The organism is Enterobacter sp. Taxon_8, assembly GCF_058354585.1.
The window spans coordinates 2,394,437-2,410,032 of sequence record NZ_CM177989.1; the positions used below are offsets into that span (position 1 = coordinate 2,394,437).

A 15,596-nucleotide genomic window follows, 5' to 3' on the forward strand; every position below is an offset into this window, starting at 1 on the left:
CTTTTATTATGAAAACATTGCTCCCGACTTCTACCGCTGGCAGCCTGCCAAAGCCGACCTGGCTTGCGCAACCTGAAACGCTGTGGTCACCCTGGAAATTACAGGATCAGGAACTGCTGGCGGGCAAGCAGGATGCGCTGCGCCTGTCTCTGGATGAGCAGATCCGTGCGGGAATCGATATCGTCAGCGACGGGGAACAGACCCGCCAGCACTTCGTCACCACCTTTATTGAACACCTGAGCGGCGTGGATTTTGAGAACCGCCAGACGGTGCGCATTCGTAACCGCTATGACGCCAGCGTGCCGACCGTAGTTTCTGCGGTTGCGCGCCAGAAACCGGTCTTCGTCGACGATGCCAGGTACCTGCGTCAGCTCACGGACAAGCCGATCAAATGGGCCCTGCCGGGGCCGATGACCATGATCGACACCCTCTACGACGCGCACTATAAAAGCCGCGAAAAGCTGGCCTGGGAATTCGCCAAAATCCTCAATCAGGAAGCGCGCGAATTAGAGGCCGCGGGCGTGGATATTATCCAGTTCGACGAACCGGCGTTTAACGTCTTTTTTGACGAGGTCAATGACTGGGGCATCGCCGCGCTGGAACGCGCCATTGAAGGGCTGAAGTGCGAGACCGCGGTACACATTTGCTACGGCTACGGCATCAAGGCCAATACCGACTGGAAAAAGACGCTCGGATCCGAGTGGCGCCAGTACGAAGAGGCCTTCCCTAAGCTGCAGACCTCTAACATCGACATCATCTCCCTGGAGTGCCACAACTCCCGCGTGCCGATGGATCTGCTTGAGCTGATCCGCGGCAAAAAAGTGATGGTTGGCGCGATTGACGTAGCAACCAACACGGTTGAAACGCCGGAGGAAGTGGCCGATACGCTGCGAAAAGCGCTGCAGTTTGTCGATGCGGACAAGCTTTATCCGTCAACCAACTGCGGCATGGCTCCCCTCTCCCGTCAGGTGGCTAACGGCAAGCTGAGAGCACTCAGCGCTGGCGCAGAGATTATCCGCAAAGAGCTTGGCGCGTAATCCCTTACGTTTGCCAGTAAAGCGGCGTACCAAAACGCTCAACGTAATAATCAATTACCGCCCTGACGTTCAGGGGCGGATGTCGGGCATCAGGGTAGATCGCCGCGATCGCCTGCTGTTCCGTATTGATGGCACACTCCAGCGCGGGCAGGAGCGGAATCAGCTCACCGCGCTGGAGCGGCTCGCTCACCAGCCAGTCCGGAAACAGTACAATTCCCATCCCGCCCCGCGCCGCAGCCAGCAGCGCTTCCGCATTATTCGAGGTCATCAATGGCGTCACGGGATAATGCGTCCACGCCTCGCCCGCCCTGCGCAACAGCCAGCGGTTAGGCCCTGACGATCCGCGATAGACCAGACAGTGATGGCGGTTAAGATCGTCCGGTCCTTCAGGCGCACCGTGTCTACGCACGTAATCTGGCGACGCGGCCAGATGATACACCTGCTGCCCGAACACCCGCGCGTGAAAAGATGAGTCCGTTAGCACGCCAATCCGGAAGATCACGTCGGCGGCATCGCGGTGCGGGTCGATAAAATCATCGGTCAGCGTCAGCTCTACGTTCAGGCGGGGATAGCGTTCCGACAGGCCGGGAAGGCCGGGCGCAATGTGCTTCTGGCCGAAAAACACCGGTCCGTTAATGCGGATCGCACCGGACGGTTCCACCGCACGCGCGTCCAGCTCCCGTCGCGCCTCTTCCAGGTTTTCCGCCATCGACCGGGCATAGCGAATAAAAAGATGGCCGCTTTCCGTGGGGATGACGGCCCGCGTATTGCGGTAGAAAAGCTGCTGCCCGAGCGCATCCTCAAGCTGGTGGATCACGCGCGATATCTGCGAGGCCGATATCCCCTGCCGCCGCGCCACGACGGAGAAATTCTGCGCTTCATACACGTCGATGAAGATCAGCAGCGTGCGAATGTTGATATTGCTGGCGTCAACCATTAATGCATTTCTCGCAAAGGTGTTTCCACCATTATGGCATTTTTCTCACTGGACAACCCACGTAATCTTCTTCGCCTGAAAACGGAGGAAGAAGAATGCAGTTGGTTTTGATTTTACTGGTGATTGCTGGCGGGATGGGCCTCTCCGTCGAGGCGGGCCTGCTGGGACCGCTGGGGGGAAAGGTCGGGGATTTATGGGCGACGTTCAGCATTTTTGGCGTCGGCGCCGCGCTGACGTTTCTGCTGATGCTGTTTTTCAGCCCGCGCAACAGCCCGTCGTTTTTCGCACAGCCCGGCTGGCAGCTGCTCGGCGGCGTGCTCGGTCCGGTATACGTGGTCATCCTGACCGTGGCGACACCCACCATCGGCATCGCCATGACCATGATTGGCATTCTGGCCGGCCAGGTCTTTAAAAGCCTGATCATTGACCACTATGGTCTGCTGGGTTCGCCGCACAGGAAGATAAACGCAAAGCGCATTATTGCACTGGGGTTCATTATTGCGGCACTGGTTCTGGTCGCACAGGGGTAACGTATGACACTGATTATGATTCTTCTGGCCGTATGCGGCGGCGCGACGCTGAGCATTCAGGCCGCCATTAACGGCCAGCTTGGCAGCAGCGTGGGCGTATTCAAAAGCGCGTTTCTGACCTTTTCCGTCGGCGCGCTGGTGACCGCCCTGCTGATTTTCTTCTTTGAGCCTAAGCAGGCCGTCAGCCTGCTGGACGTGCCGAAATGGCAGCTTCTCGGGGCAATGTTTGGCGTGCCTTATATTGTGATTATGGTCGTGGCGGTGCAGCGCATCGGCACCGCCGTCGCCACGGTGGCGGTCATATTCGGCCAGCTCGCCATGAGCATGTTGATTGATAACTTTGGCTGGCTGGGTAATGCCGCTATTCCCTTTTCGCCGAGCCGTCTGGGGGCGGTAGTCTGCCTGGGTATTGCTCTCTGGTTCATCTACTCGAGCAGTAAAATTCACAGCACCCGCGACTAGACTCATGTCTTACGGGTAAAGAACAGCGTTACCGTGGCGACGGTGACGCCCAGCTTCTTCATCTCGGTTTTATTAAACAGATGGTTCTCATCCTGCAGGTACATCCAGTCGTCAAAGTTCAGTAGCCACGTGCTCCCGTTGGCCTTCACGTTCATGCTGTAATGCCAGTTGAACGCGTTGCCGGCGGCCTGCCCCGTCGCCACCCCTTCGATATCCCCCGCCGTTCCCTCATAGCGATCGTTCCCCAGGCGCCGGATATGCCAGACTCGCTGCTGCTTCTCACCGTCGTCATAAACGAAGTGCTCGTTGAGCGTCAGCGTATCGCCAATCACATCCCCGGCAATCTCAACGTGAAAGCGACGGATCTGCTTGCCGCTGCGATCCTGCACCATCCCCCACGCTTCAGTTTTACCCTGGAAGTAGTGGAAGATATCCAGCCGCGGCTGCTGCTGGCGGTACTCGGTCACCTCCGTGCTACAGCCCGCCAGAAGCATCGTCAATGCCAGCGCCATCATCAGGAAACGTTTCATTTTTGGCCTCCGATTAACTGCTGACGCAGTTCAGGGTATTGCGTGCGGGGATCGAGCCAGATGGCCAGAAAGCGGGTGCTGAACGCTTCTGACTGGCGTGGTCCCAGGGGAATAAAGGTTTTCTGAAGGGTCGGATCGCGATACCAGAACTGCCCCTGCTTATCGTTGAGAACAAACGCCAGCTGTGAGCCCTGTCGGACATCAGGCCACAGCGACTGGAGCATCCGCAGCCAGGCTTCGCTTTGCGCTTCCTGCGCCAGGATACCCTGCGCCTGCCACTGGTCGCGGGTCGCCTCGACCAGTTCATCGCGATCGATGTCGCGCGCATAGGTAATAATCAGCGCCTGATCCTGGTCCTCCCGACCGTAACGCCCGTCCGGAGTACGCAGCTGGGAGGTATAGACCGTGAACGGCCCCCAGGTAAGCGTGGCGTCGCCCACCTTCCGCCACGCCAGCCAGTCGGCGGCCTGGCCAACGGGAACAACCAGCGTCAGACAAAGCAGCAAAAATGCAGCTTTCATTTTTGTCTCCCCATCAGCAGGTGGAAAAACAGCATCAATACCAGCCACCCCGGCGCCATCCAGCTGACGACGATAAAGGTTGGCTCCAGAAACGTGATGGCACCCAGCCGCTCGCCAATCAGGTACGCTACCGGGCCTCCCACTGCGGCAAGCAGGGTCAGCAGCCAGCCGGGCAACGTGGTGGTGCGCGTAAGCTGCGTCCAGACGGTGGCAAACATCAGCCACAATGCCACCATCCATAGCGGCATCAGGGAGTCGCCCGTAAAGGCAATCAGTCCCGTCAGCGCCCAGAGCGTATCCAGCAAACTTCCCGCCGCGGCCAGCCCAATGGCGTAAAAACGGTATACAGACGGCAAAAGCAGGCACGCCAGAACCGCCAGCGCGAGCCAGATAATCAGGCCCTTTTCGCGAAAGAGCACCACCAGCGTCCAGTAAAGATCGAACGCGACGGCCAGCAGAAAGACCTGAAGATATCGTTTCATACGCGCTCGGCGGTCAGCTGCACCACGCTGATGGTGCGGGCGTTAAACCCGGCTTCGCAGTAGCCAAAGTAGTACAGCCACATACGGCGAAACCGCTCATCGAAGCCGAGCTTTTCAATCTCCTGCCAGGCGTGGACAAAGCGCTGCCGCCAGAGGGCCAGCGTGCGGGCGTAGTCCGGTCCCATGTCGAAAAGATTGCGCACCACGAAATCGGTGTGGCGCGTCATCAGCTCGTTCATCGCGGTGATGCTCGGCAGGAAGCCGCCGGGGAAGATGTAGCGCTGGATAAAATCGACGCTTTTGCTGTAGTCGCGATAGCGCTGGTCCTGAATCGTGATGGCCTGAATCGCCATCCGTCCTCCCGGGCGCAGCCGCGCCTGGCAGGTACGGAAGAACGTGGGCAGATAGCGCTGACCGACGGCTTCAATCATCTCTATCGAGACCAGCTTGTCGTACTGTCCGGTGAGGTCGCGATAGTCGCAGAGCAGCACCTCGACCCGATCCTGCAGTCCGGCGCGCGCAATTCGCTCGGTCGCCCAGACGTATTGCTCCTGTGACAGCGTGGTGGTAGTCACCCGACAGCCATAACGACGGGCCGCGTATTCCGCCATCGCGCCCCAGCCGGTACCGATCTCCAGCAGGTGGTCATTCGGTTCTAGCATTAACTGGTCACACAGGCGCGCCATTTTGGCCTGCTGGGCCGCCGTCAGGTCCTGCTCGTCCTCCGTAAACAAGGCGCTGGAATAGAGCAGCTCTTTATCCAGAAAATGGGCGTAGAAGGTATTGCCCAGATCGTAATGAGCGGCAATATTTTCACGCGCCTGCGCGCGGGAGTTACGCCGCGTCCAGTGGCGCAGACGCTCCAGCGGCCTGCCGAACAGGCGGAACCCGTTTTCCAGACGGCCAAGCACCTCGCCGTTGAGCGCCAGCAGTTCCAGAAGCGGCGTAAGGTGCGTGGTTTCCCATTCGCCGTCCATCCAGGCTTCTGCGGCAGCAAGGCTACCGCCCGTTAAAACTCGCCAGTAAACGCCGGGCGTGAGGATTTGTACGTCGGCGTGCAGCGCGGAGGATGTCTCGCCAAAATGGAAGGTCTGCGCCCCTTCACGCAGGGTGAGCGAGCCACCGCGGATACCGCTTAACAGACGAAAAAGCAGCCAGCGCGCGATGCGCACGTTGCGCGGGATATCGGGTTCTAACGCAAAGACGGGATCGGTCATGAGCGTTCACTCCTGCTGACGGGGTGGTTATACAGCGGCACGCGCTTGAGCCAGAGCCGCAGCGCCTGCCAGTAAATGGCAAAAACAGTTTTCAGGGTCATGAGCGGGATACGCACCAAAAGCCCACGCAGCGCGGGGCGCGTCAAAGGCTCCCGGCGCAGCGCCAGCGTGGCGTCAAAGACCTTGGCTTCCTGATGATTTTCAATGTGCATATGCAGCGTGTTATCCGGGTCGTTAAAGCGCCAGTGGTAGATCATGTCCATTGGATTGAAGGGGGAGACGTGAAACGCTTTTTCCGTGGGCTGTGCATTCTGTCCGTTGACGGCATAGTAATGACGTTCATTCCACGGCGTGTTGCGGACCTCCGCCAGCACCCAGCGCAGCGTCTCCTTCTCGTCATAGCAGTAGTAAAAGTTGACCGGATTGAAATGAAAGCCGAAATAGCGCAGCTGCGTCAGGAGCATGACCCGCCCGTCCGGACGTTCTCCGGTCAGGCTCTCCAGCATGCTGAGCACGTTCTCCTTAAGCGGCGTGCCGAGCGGATAGTCCGCGTCGTGGAACGAGGCGGCGGCAAAGCGATTGTGCCGTACGCCGACGGACGGCAGCAGCGGCAGTTCATCGAGATCCAGCCAGGCCATAAAGACGCTGTAGCTGAATTCGTGGTTTTTCGGCTGGAGGCGGCGGTGGCGTAATACGCCGTGGTAGAGGCAGCTGTTCATCTTAGTTCCCCTCTCCGGCCGCTATCGCATTGACCACGTCCAGCGCGCTGCGCACGCCATCCTCATGAAAACCGTTGTACCAGTAGGCCCCGCAGTACCAGCTCCGGTTATGACCGTTGATCTCGCCGCGCCGCGCCTGCGCCCGCCAGCTTTGCGGGTTAAACAGCGGATGTTCATAAACGAAGCGTTGCAGAACGAAGCGTTCATCTACCGGTGCGTCAGGGTTCAGGGTGACGCAGAACAGCGGACTGCCCGCAGGCAGCCCCTGCAGAATGTTCATGTTGTAGGTAACACAGGCGCTGGCCTGCTCCTGCGCGCTCAGGCGGTAGTTCCAGCTCGCCCACGCCCGCGGCCGCACCGGCAGCCAGCGCGGGTCGCTGTGCAACACAACCTCGTTGCGCTGCCAGCCAATATCGCCCAGCACCTCGCGCTCTGCGGAGGTGGGATCGTCAAGCATCGCCAGAGCACTGGCGGAGTGGCAGGCAAAAATCACCCGATCGAAAGTATGGCTGCCGTTTTCAAGCTGAAGCGTAACCCCGTCCTCGTGGCGGCTCACCCGCTGCACCGGTGAATTGAGGTGCAGAGTCAGCCGATCGCCTAATTTGTCCAGCATCGCACGGATATACTCTCGCGAGCCGCCCGGCACCACGTACCACTGCGGGCGATGGGTGATATCCAGCAGCCCGTGATTCTGGAAGAAACGTAAGAAAAGCGGCAGCGGGAAACGCTTCATCTCCTGCAGCGAGGATGACCAGATGGCGGCCCCCATCGGCAAAATATAGTGGCGCGCAAAAAACGGCGTAAAGCCGTGCTGGTCCAGAAAGGTCTGCAGCGTGGCGTTCGGGTCCACCATCCCGTCCAGCGCCTGTTTTGCCAGACGATTGAAGCGGACGATCTCGCCGAGCAGACGCCAGAACGCCGGGTTCACCAGGTTGCGGCGCTGGGCAAACAGCGACGTCAGGGTGTGACCGTTGTACTCCAGCCCCGTTTCGGGGTTGTGTACCGAAAAGCTCATCTGCGTTTTTTGCCCGCTGATGCCCAGCTCGCTGAGCAGGCCCATAAAGCGCGGATAGGTGCGGTCGTTGTAGACGATAAAACCGGTATCGATCGCGTATGTGCCCTGGGGCGTCGTCACGTCAACCGTTGCGGTATGGCCGCCCGGTGTGGATCCCGCTTCAAACAGGGTCACCTGATGATGCCCGGCCAGGCGCCAGGCGCAGGTCAGCCCGGCAATGCCGCTGCCGATAATCGCAATGTTCATGAACGCACCATCCTGCGCAGCAGCGCGCGCTGTAGAAACGCAGGCAGCCCGGAGAGCAGCCGCAAAATGAAGCCAAACCCGGACGGAAACGCGATGTGCATTTTCCCGGCCGCCAGACCGATACGGATCGCCTTCACCGCCTCGTCGACGGTCACCCTGCCCGGCATGGCAAAATCGTTTTTTTGCGTCAGGGGCGTATCGACAAAGCCCGGCGAGACCACCGTGACAGTGATCCCTTTAGGCTCCCAGTCCAGGCGCAGGCTTTCGGCAAACCAGCTCAGCGCGGCTTTGGACGCGCCATAGGCCTCTGCACGCGGGAAGGGAAGCCAGTGGGCCATCGAGCTCACCAGCACCACGCGGTTACCGGCAACCAGCTGCGGCTGTAGCGCCTCAAGGCAGTTCACCGGCCCGAGGAAATTAGTGTTCATGACCCGCTCTACCAGCGCCGCGTCCACCACGCCCTGGTCGAGATATTCGCAGGTACCGGCGCAGAGAATAATCAGATCGGCGTAACTGCCGGTCAGCGCCTGGCGACAGGCGTCCCGGTCCGTCATATCGAACAGACGAACGGTGAGATTGGGGCAGGTCTGATGCAGTGCTTCCAGACGCGCCGGATCGCGCCCGCAGGCAATCACATGGTAGCCGTCAGCGGCAAAGGATTTTGCCAGCCCGGCGCCAATGCCCGAGCTTGCGCCGGTAATCAGCACCGTCTTCATGATTTAACCCTCCGCTTCACGCCGCGTACCGCCCAGCCCAGCAGCGGGAGATGTTCGTAGATCATCTCTCCCGCATCGTAGTAGTCGCGCTGGCGCGTGATGAGATCGTTTTCCGTCTCTACCACCGAGCACCCCGGCAGATCGAGCGGCTCACCTCCGGCAATGCGCGGATGCGACCAGTGCATCACCCAGGTGACAACAAACTGGTTCCCACTGCACAGCGGCGGATCGATAGAAAAACGGCAATTTTCGACGTTGGCCAGCAGATGGGTGAAATAGCGCTGGAGCGCAAAAATACCGTCATGCTCGCCGAACGGATCGACAAGCGTGGCGTTTGAATGGTAAAGCCCGACCAGCGCGGACGGCGGCTGGCTATCCAGTGCGGCGTAGTACTCAATAAACCGACTCACGACAGAGGGCAAAGTGCTCATGGGTCACATCCTGGCTGTAAACAACGTGGCGTAATCGCATACTTAAAACTTACACAATTAACGTTATTTGTCCAAGTTTGTGCAAAATTATTTTTTATTACTTATAAATATCAACAACTTGATAACTCAATCATTTGACGTTTTTGTAGGCCAGGTAAGGCGTAGCCGCCACCCGGCTTTCACTTTCAGGTTATCCTTAAGGCAAATTCAGCGGTCATCTTCCAGGCTTATCCTTTTTATTCATAAGGATGCCTGACATGAAACGTTTCTTTCTCTCCCTTTTCTCCAGCCCGGAATCCTTACTGCAGGTGATGAGCCAGCAGGAAATTATTGAAGCCGTCGAAGATGGCGATCGCATCATTATCGACCAGGACGGGAACGCCTCCGTTAACTACAAAAGCAACGAGGTGCGGCAGGATTTTCTGCGTCACGTCAACATGCTGAAGAGGGCCTGATATGGGAACGGCGATATTTATGGTGCTGATGGTCTGCGGGTACTGGTACACCAGCCGCGACCTGTCGACCCGCTTTAAAATCAAGCGTTCCTTCGGCTGGGACGTCTATTTTCTCGTTGCACTTTACGGCTGTATTTTCGTTTTGCAGGGGGTGATTGCTACGGGGCTACTCTGGCTGCTGCTGCTCGCCCTTTCCGCCGCCAATAACGCTTTTCACTTTGCCTCACCGAAATACACCGACTGGCAAATCGACTTTATGAACTGGAGTTTTTTGGGCATTCAGGCGCCGGTTGTCGTGATGCTGGCGTTCGCCATCCTGTTTTGCCTCTACCGCTCTAACTGGGCAGGCAGCGCCAGGCTGGACGGCGAAAGCCGGAAAAAGCTCTACAAACGTCTGGCGCAGTCGAGCGGTATCGAACAGCTGCTATACCAGTGTATGGAACAAGGCGAGCTGGCGCAGGTCACGCTCCGCTCGAGGCGGATATACGTGGGTATGATCCACACCGCGACGCTGGAGTATGAAAAAACGGCCAATATCGTGCTGATCCCGATGTTGAGCGGGTACCGGGATGCGAAGACGATGAACCTGCGCATCGAGAATAATTACAGCAGGTGGTATGCGGAGCATGACATTACGCTCGACTCTGAACCCCGCAGCGCCATGTCATTCCGCAAGGTGATTTTACTCAATCAGATTGAGAGCATCTCGCTGTTCGATCCCGCAAGCGCCAGCGCGCTGTCGCTGGCACAGCGGGACGAGGGCTCTGGCCCTAAAGAGACATCCCCATAATTTTGAGTACGCTCTGCTGGGAAGCGTACAGGACAAAAGGCGAATGACACATCATTTGCGGTGGTATTCACGGTTGCGCAGTCTGATAAAGATCCCAGCGGTTGCCGTAAATATCTTCAAACACCACCACCGTACCGTACTCTTCCTCACGAGGTTCTTCGCAGAAATGAACGCCTTTTGCCTTCATGGCATGGTAATCGCGCCAAAAATCATCCGTCTGAAGGAACAGGAAAACTCTGCCGCCGCTTTGATTACCGATAAAACCTTCCTGCCTCTCGTTAGAGGCACGAGCCAGCAGGATATTGCAGTCGCTTTCCGGGTTGGGTGAGACGACTACCCAGCGTTTTCCCGGTTGGGGCGTATCCTCTACGAGGGTAAACCCCAGCTTGTCGGTGTAGTACTGAATGGCGCGATCGTAGTCATCAACCACAATAGCTACGCAGCCAAGGCATCGTTTCTGTGTTCTCATTTTTTCGTTTCCTTTGCACAAATGGGTTACGGATAACGCTATTCCATTGAAGCGTGCTGACCGCCAGGCTTACAGGCTTGCGTAAGCCTCACGTTTTTCTGCCCATTTCAGCATGGCATCAAGCGCCGGGCATAATGCCTGCCCCCAATCGGTGAGGCGATACTCTACTTTCGGTGGCACTTGAGGGTAAACCATCCGCGAAACGATACCGTCGGACTCGAGTTGTCGAAGTTGCTGCGCCAGCATCTTTTGGGAAATACCGGGGATCAGTTTTTCGAAATCAGAATAGCGCTGCACTTTTCCGTCGAAAAGATGAAAAAGAATAATTAATTTCCAGCGCCCTTCCAGCAACCGTAATACTTGCTCCACGCCGCTTGCGGCAGATTCCGGACTATATAACTTACTCATAATTTAGTAACTCACTTTTTCGTGCGTACTTGTTAATTACTCAGTCTATGTTGAATATACCTGTACTGTAAATAATGGGAGCGAAAGTCCATGTCATTAGATATTGATTTTAAAGGCAAGCGCGTGCTTGTTACCGCTGGCACGAAAGGGCTCGGCAAAGCAGTCGTCGGACTTTTAAAACAACTCGGTGCAACGGTATTTACCACGGCGCGCCACGATCCAGACGTAAATATCGCGGATACTTTCGTAGCCGCTGATCTTACTACGGTCGCTGGATGTGCCTCAGTCGCATCCGCAGTGCAGGAACAGATGGGAGGTGTCGACGTAATTATCCATGTTGCAGGCGGTTCAACCTCACCCGGCGGCGGTTTTGCTGCACTTGGCGAAGACGAGTGGCAGCAGGAGCTCAATCTTAATTTGTTACCTGCAGTACGCTTAGATCGCGCCCTGCTTCCCGGAATGCTTGAGCAGGGAAATGGGGTGATTATTCACGTGACGTCTATCCAGCGCGAACTGCCTTTACCGGATTCAACAACGGGTTATGCGGCGGCTAAGGCAGCCCTCTCAACCTACAGTAAAAGTCTTTCAAAGGAAGTCTCGCCGAAAGGTGTTCGGGTGGTGCGCGTTGCCCCCGGCTGGATCGAAACTGAAGCGGCAGTGGCACTGGCGGAGAGACTGGCAAAGCAGGCAGGAACAGACTACGAAGGTGGCAAACAGATCATTATGAAGGCGTTAGGTGGAATACCGCTCGGACGCCCTGCCCGACCGATTGAGGTTGCCAACCTCATCGTCTTCCTCGCTTCATCGCATGCTGCGAGTATCACAGGTACTGAATTTGTGATTGATGGCGGCACCATTCCAACAGTGTAACGCGGATGCTTAATCGACTTGGTGCAAGAGTTGATTAAGCACCGGAATCTCACTGGCCGGTCAGTTCCGCTAAGACCCTTTTTAACGCATTTATTATCGTTTCTGTATCCATGCCCATCTGCGCATGAATAATGGCACCGTCAATGAGCAGCATGATTTCATTGACGACGCGCTCATCAGCAATCTTTGTCAGCGACGCAATAATCTTCTTTGTTTCGATTTTATGATCGCGGCATATCGCTTTTATTTCGCTTTCAATATCTTCGGATTTGGCTTCGGCGCTGGCATTAATAAACGCGCAGCCGTGGAACTCGGGCGAAATAAACCATTCATAAAGGGTAGCCGATAGAGCGTCCGCAGGCGTTTGGCCGTCCACGAGATGTCGACGAAGCGTGGCCTCAAACCAGTTAATCCATATTTCATGTCGATAGTGTAGATAGGCGAGAATAAGCAAGCTCTTACTCGGAAAATGGCGATAAAACGTCACCTTAGTCACTTTCGACGCTTTAATCAGCGTGTCCACCCCCGTCGCCCTGAATCCAGTGGAATAAAAAAGATCGTGCGCCGTGAGTAATATTTTATCTCTGACGCTGATTTTTGTCTCGTTACCTGCGGGTTCGGTTTTCATTTTTTCGACAGCCTCAAAAAGAGTGTTGACAGCGTTATTTTTCAGGCATATATTACCGCAAGTAGACAGACCTGTCTACATAAATCACACTGAGGTAATCGCCATGAACACTCGTCCTCCTTTACCGCCCTTCACTCGTGAAAGCGCCATCGAAAAAGTCAGGCTGGCAGAAGATGGCTGGAACAGCCGCGATCCGGCGAAAGTCGCGCTTGCCTATACGCTGGACACCCAATGGCGTAACCGCGCAGAGTTCGCCACCAACCGTGAAGAAGCCCAGGCGTTTCTGGAGCGGAAATGGAAAAAAGAGCTGGAGTATCGTCTGATTAAAGAGCTCTGGGCATTTACGGATAACCGGATCGCGGTGCGCTATGCCTATGAATGGCATGATGATTCCGGCAACTGGTTCCGCTCTTACGGCAATGAAAACTGGGAGTTTGAGCCGGACGGCCTGATGAAGCGCCGCTTTGCCTGCGTAAACGATATGCCGATAAAAGAATCCGAGCGGCTGTTCCACTGGCCGCTGGGCAGACGCCCGGACGATCACCCTTCGCTGAGCGATCTTGGCTTATAGGATTTTCGCATCACTCCGGGCCGCCCCGGAGTGGTGACTTTACAGCGCGCCGAGCTGTTTCATCAGCGTCAGGTTGTCCTCAATGTGCCAGTTTGCCGCAATCTTACCGTCAGCGACTTCATAAATATCCGTAGCGATAAAATCTATTTTCTGCCCCTGTCCTTTCAGCTTGCCAAATGTCCCGGTGAAGGTGCCGTGAAAATGTAAATGCGATACCACGCGATCGCCTGAAATAATCATTTGCTCAACGTCACAACGCAAATCAGGAACGGCTGTCCTAAACGTCCGGGAAGCTAGAATAGCGCCCTCGGGACCTTGCTTACGTCCTTCCGGGGGCGTTTTATCAATAAAGTTTACGGCCAGGGCATCACGTGCCAGAGTTTCATTACCGGTGTTCCAGAACGTGGCATATTTTCTGGCAGCAGCTTCATTCGCCTTTAATTGTGCCTGTGACAGACTGTTGTCCACAATAAGCTGTTTCGGCTGCAGCCATTCCCCCTGCGAGGAAATAGCATTGCCCGACAGACCGGCAAAAATAAGTGCCGCGATAGCGGGACGAAAACACGTCGTATATTTCATGTTGTTTCTCAATAGAGTATTACGTCACCCGCAGACGAAGACCTGCGGACCAATTTAATGAGGGTCAGTTAATTAACGCCCCACCCTCAATATCAATAATCGATCCCGTCACAAAGGGATTATCAATGGCGAAAAGATATCCCTGCGCGATGTCCTCCGCCCTTCCCCAGGCCTTGGCTGGCAGGGTTTCCGCCGCGCCGACGAGCATTTTTTCCCGCGCGGCGGCGTCCATCCCCGCATACGCTTCCGTGTCGGTCAGCCCCGGACTGACGACGTTGACGCGCAGCGGTGAAAGCTCTTTCGCCAGCACTTTTGTCGCAGCCTCAATGGCGGCATTCATCGTTGTTTTTACGATGGAGCCCGCCACGGTGCGGCGCGCCACGAAACCGCTGGTGAACGTCAACGTACCGCGGGGGGCAATATTCCCGCTGAGATAGCGAGCGACATTGAGGCTTCCCCAGAATTTTGTATCAAAGGCCTGCCTTGCCGCACGGAGATCCAGTCCGGAAAGCAACCCGCCCGGCGCCTGTGAACCCGCCGTGACGACAATATTATTGACCTCGCCCAGCGTTTCACCGAGCGCAACAAGCTCTTCCTCACGGCTGATGTCCAGCACGAGGGTATGAACGGACGCGGCGTGGGCGCTCAGCCGCTGTCGCGCGGCGTCCAGTTTTGCGCTGTCGCGTCCCGCAAGAATAATCTCCTCACCGCGCCCGGCAAGCAGGCTGCCCACGGCGAAACCGATGCCGGAAGCGCCGCCGATAATTAAGGTTTTACGGGTCATAATGTTTCCTCCTGTAGAGCGTACGTTGGGTAATCGGTATATCCCGTGCCGGTACCGCCAAACAGCGTGGCGGGGTCGCGCACTTGGGCAAGAGGCAGCTGGTTTGCCAGCCGGTGGGGCAAATCGGGGTTGGCAATAAACGGACGGCCGAAGGCAATCAAATCGGCATAGCTGGCAGCAAGGATCTTTTCTGCTTTATCAAGGTCATAGTTACCCGCGACGATAAGAGTTCCGCTGAAGGTCTCGCGAAGGGACTGACGGAAACGCTCGGGTACCTGAGGGGCATCATCCCAGTCGGCTTCCGCCAGGTGGATGAACGCAATACCTTTTTGTTCACACCAGGCCGCAAGCGCAAGTATGGCTTCAGAGACCTGCGGGTCGTTCATCCCGCGCTGGGTAATAAATGGGGAAAGGCGGATGCCCGTGCGCTCGTGACCAATGGCCTCGGCAATGGCGCTTAACACCTCCTGGGCAAAACGGATGCGGTTCACCAGCGTACCGCCGTACTCATCCGTGCGTTTGTTGGAGGTTTGGCGCAGGAACTGGTCTATCAGATACCCGTTTCCGCCGTGAACCTCGACACCATCAAACCCGGCCTGAACGGTATTCAAAGCGGCCTGGCGATAGTCCGCAACGATGTTCTGAATGTCCTTGCGCGAGAGCGTTCTCGGCTGCGGGCAGTCAACCATCTGGCCTTCCCCACGCTCATTCACCACCCACACCTGCGCATCCGGGGCCAGCGCTGACGGGGCGACGGGCTGACCATCCTGGTGAAAACTGGCGTGCGACATTCGCCCGACGTGCCAGAGCTGCGAAAAAATCACTCCGCCCGCCTGATGCACGGCGCCCGTCGTGAGTTGCCATCCCGAAACCTGTTCAGGCGAATGGATGCCGGGTGTCCATGAGTATCCCTGGCCCTGAGGCGAAATCTGCGTGGCTTCCGTGATGATTAATCCCGCGCTGGCACGCTGCCGGTAATACTCTGCCATCAGCGCGGAGGGGATATTTCCCGGCTGAAGGGAGCGCGCGCGGGTCATCGGCGCCATGACGATACGATTTTTCAGGTCCAGCGAACCCAGCCTGTAGCGTTCAAAAAGTGAGGTACGTTGCATGATTTTATCCCTTATGGTTTGGATAAAATCACTTTACAGTCCGCATCTGATTTTGATAATTACGCTAAAAGTAGATGCACTTTTCGG

General features: G+C 56.7%; 22 protein-coding genes. 7 read left to right on the forward strand and 15 right to left on the reverse strand.

Going from position 1 to position 15,596, the window contains the following annotated elements; genetic code table 11:
• The first annotated feature begins 8 nt into the window (after positions 1 to 8).
• Entirely contained in the window at positions 9 to 1,037 is a 1,029-nt protein-coding gene (locus tag AC4IBF_RS11235; RefSeq protein ID WP_111964677.1) for a methionine synthase, read from the forward strand.
• A 4-nt stretch (positions 1,038 to 1,041) separates the two neighbouring features.
• Here AC4IBF_RS11235 and AC4IBF_RS11240 read toward each other — a convergent pair whose 3' ends face one another.
• Entirely contained in the window at positions 1,042 to 1,974 is a 933-nt protein-coding gene (locus AC4IBF_RS11240) for a LysR family transcriptional regulator (RefSeq protein ID WP_252092865.1), read from the reverse strand.
• A gap of 95 nt (positions 1,975 to 2,069) precedes the next feature.
• Here AC4IBF_RS11240 and AC4IBF_RS11245 point away from each other — a divergent pair, with 95 nt between their 5' ends.
• Both AC4IBF_RS11245 and AC4IBF_RS11250 read left to right on the forward strand, forming a co-directional pair.
• A complete protein-coding gene (locus AC4IBF_RS11245) occupies positions 2,070 to 2,504 on the forward strand; it encodes a DMT family transporter (protein ID WP_143345074.1) in 435 nt (144 codons plus the stop codon).
• A gap of 3 nt (positions 2,505 to 2,507) precedes the next feature.
• Positions 2,508 to 2,966: a DMT family transporter gene (locus tag AC4IBF_RS11250; protein ID WP_115874995.1), complete on the forward strand. Its 459-nt coding sequence runs from the start codon at positions 2,508 to 2,510 to the stop codon at positions 2,964 to 2,966.
• A gap of 2 nt (positions 2,967 to 2,968) precedes the next feature.
• On the opposite strand, the gene AC4IBF_RS11255 is transcribed toward AC4IBF_RS11250, so the two are convergent.
• From AC4IBF_RS11255 to AC4IBF_RS11290, 8 genes are read right to left on the reverse strand one after another with little or no spacing between them, the layout of a single operon-like run.
• On the reverse strand, positions 2,969 to 3,496 hold the full coding sequence (locus AC4IBF_RS11255; RefSeq protein ID WP_111964680.1) for a DUF3833 domain-containing protein: 528 nt from the start codon (positions 3,494 to 3,496) through the stop codon (positions 2,969 to 2,971).
• Entirely contained in the window at positions 3,493 to 4,017 is a 525-nt protein-coding gene (locus AC4IBF_RS11260) for a hypothetical protein (RefSeq protein ID WP_133294355.1), read from the reverse strand. Before AC4IBF_RS11260 ends, AC4IBF_RS11255 begins: the two co-directional genes overlap by 4 nt.
• Positions 4,014 to 4,499 carry a DUF2878 domain-containing protein gene (locus tag AC4IBF_RS11265; RefSeq protein WP_111964682.1) on the reverse strand — a complete coding sequence of 162 codons (486 nt, stop codon included), beginning with the start codon at positions 4,497 to 4,499 and terminating at the stop codon, positions 4,014 to 4,016. Before AC4IBF_RS11265 ends, AC4IBF_RS11260 begins: the two co-directional genes overlap by 4 nt.
• Positions 4,496 to 5,716, reverse strand: a complete 1,221-nt coding sequence (locus tag AC4IBF_RS11270) for an SAM-dependent methyltransferase (protein WP_133294354.1) — start codon at positions 5,714 to 5,716, stop codon at positions 4,496 to 4,498. Before AC4IBF_RS11270 ends, AC4IBF_RS11265 begins: the two co-directional genes overlap by 4 nt.
• Positions 5,713 to 6,435: a DUF1365 domain-containing protein gene (locus AC4IBF_RS11275; protein WP_133294353.1), complete on the reverse strand. Its 723-nt coding sequence runs from the start codon at positions 6,433 to 6,435 to the stop codon at positions 5,713 to 5,715. Before AC4IBF_RS11275 ends, AC4IBF_RS11270 begins: the two co-directional genes overlap by 4 nt.
• 1 nt (position 6,436) lies before the next feature.
• Positions 6,437 to 7,696: an NAD(P)/FAD-dependent oxidoreductase gene (locus AC4IBF_RS11280; protein ID WP_133294352.1), complete on the reverse strand. Its 1,260-nt coding sequence runs from the start codon at positions 7,694 to 7,696 to the stop codon at positions 6,437 to 6,439.
• Positions 7,693 to 8,412, reverse strand: coding sequence for an SDR family NAD(P)-dependent oxidoreductase (locus tag AC4IBF_RS11285; RefSeq protein WP_111964686.1), 720 nt, complete (start codon positions 8,410 to 8,412; stop codon positions 7,693 to 7,695). The genes AC4IBF_RS11280 and AC4IBF_RS11285 overlap by 4 nt, the downstream gene beginning before the upstream one ends.
• A complete protein-coding gene (locus tag AC4IBF_RS11290) occupies positions 8,409 to 8,843 on the reverse strand; it encodes a nuclear transport factor 2 family protein (RefSeq protein ID WP_143345071.1) in 435 nt (144 codons plus the stop codon). The genes AC4IBF_RS11285 and AC4IBF_RS11290 overlap by 4 nt, the downstream gene beginning before the upstream one ends.
• 257 nt (positions 8,844 to 9,100) lie before the next feature.
• Here AC4IBF_RS11290 and AC4IBF_RS11295 point away from each other — a divergent pair, with 257 nt between their 5' ends.
• Both AC4IBF_RS11295 and AC4IBF_RS11300 read left to right on the forward strand, forming a co-directional pair.
• The gene (locus AC4IBF_RS11295; RefSeq protein ID WP_023311615.1) at positions 9,101 to 9,298 is read left to right on the forward strand and encodes a hypothetical protein; all 198 of its coding nucleotides are present in this window, start codon (positions 9,101 to 9,103) and stop codon (positions 9,296 to 9,298) included.
• A 1-nt stretch (position 9,299) separates the two neighbouring features.
• Positions 9,300 to 10,088: a hypothetical protein gene (locus AC4IBF_RS11300; RefSeq protein ID WP_136194818.1), complete on the forward strand. Its 789-nt coding sequence runs from the start codon at positions 9,300 to 9,302 to the stop codon at positions 10,086 to 10,088.
• Between the two features lie 67 nt (positions 10,089 to 10,155).
• Here AC4IBF_RS11300 and AC4IBF_RS11305 read toward each other — a convergent pair whose 3' ends face one another.
• Both AC4IBF_RS11305 and AC4IBF_RS11310 read right to left on the reverse strand, forming a co-directional pair.
• Positions 10,156 to 10,557: a VOC family protein gene (locus AC4IBF_RS11305; RefSeq protein ID WP_136194817.1), complete on the reverse strand. Its 402-nt coding sequence runs from the start codon at positions 10,555 to 10,557 to the stop codon at positions 10,156 to 10,158.
• Positions 10,558 to 10,626: 69 nt separating this feature from the next.
• Positions 10,627 to 10,965, reverse strand: coding sequence for a winged helix-turn-helix transcriptional regulator (locus tag AC4IBF_RS11310; protein ID WP_115874985.1), 339 nt, complete (start codon positions 10,963 to 10,965; stop codon positions 10,627 to 10,629).
• Between the two features lie 90 nt (positions 10,966 to 11,055).
• On the opposite strand from AC4IBF_RS11310, the gene AC4IBF_RS11315 reads away from it, so the two are divergent.
• Entirely contained in the window at positions 11,056 to 11,835 is a 780-nt protein-coding gene (locus tag AC4IBF_RS11315; RefSeq protein WP_049121983.1) for an SDR family oxidoreductase, read from the forward strand.
• Positions 11,836 to 11,884: 49 nt separating this feature from the next.
• Here AC4IBF_RS11315 and AC4IBF_RS11320 read toward each other — a convergent pair whose 3' ends face one another.
• On the reverse strand, positions 11,885 to 12,463 hold the full coding sequence (locus AC4IBF_RS11320) for a TetR/AcrR family transcriptional regulator (RefSeq protein WP_491462821.1): 579 nt from the start codon (positions 12,461 to 12,463) through the stop codon (positions 11,885 to 11,887).
• A 103-nt stretch (positions 12,464 to 12,566) separates the two neighbouring features.
• Between AC4IBF_RS11320 and AC4IBF_RS11325 the strand changes: the two genes are divergently transcribed.
• Positions 12,567 to 13,034 carry a nuclear transport factor 2 family protein gene (locus tag AC4IBF_RS11325; protein WP_111964691.1) on the forward strand — a complete coding sequence of 156 codons (468 nt, stop codon included), beginning with the start codon at positions 12,567 to 12,569 and terminating at the stop codon, positions 13,032 to 13,034.
• Positions 13,035 to 13,073: 39 nt separating this feature from the next.
• Here the strand turns inward: AC4IBF_RS11325 and AC4IBF_RS11330 are convergent, their stop codons facing one another.
• The 3 genes from AC4IBF_RS11330 to AC4IBF_RS11340 form a co-directional block, all read right to left on the reverse strand.
• On the reverse strand, positions 13,074 to 13,613 hold the full coding sequence (locus tag AC4IBF_RS11330) for an ester cyclase (protein ID WP_133295426.1): 540 nt from the start codon (positions 13,611 to 13,613) through the stop codon (positions 13,074 to 13,076).
• Positions 13,614 to 13,677: 64 nt separating this feature from the next.
• A complete protein-coding gene (locus AC4IBF_RS11335; protein WP_133294347.1) occupies positions 13,678 to 14,397 on the reverse strand; it encodes an SDR family oxidoreductase in 720 nt (239 codons plus the stop codon).
• Positions 14,394 to 15,509, reverse strand: a complete 1,116-nt coding sequence (locus tag AC4IBF_RS11340; protein ID WP_252092856.1) for an alkene reductase — start codon at positions 15,507 to 15,509, stop codon at positions 14,394 to 14,396. Before AC4IBF_RS11340 ends, AC4IBF_RS11335 begins: the two co-directional genes overlap by 4 nt.
• Between the last annotated feature and the right edge of the window lie 87 nt (positions 15,510 to 15,596).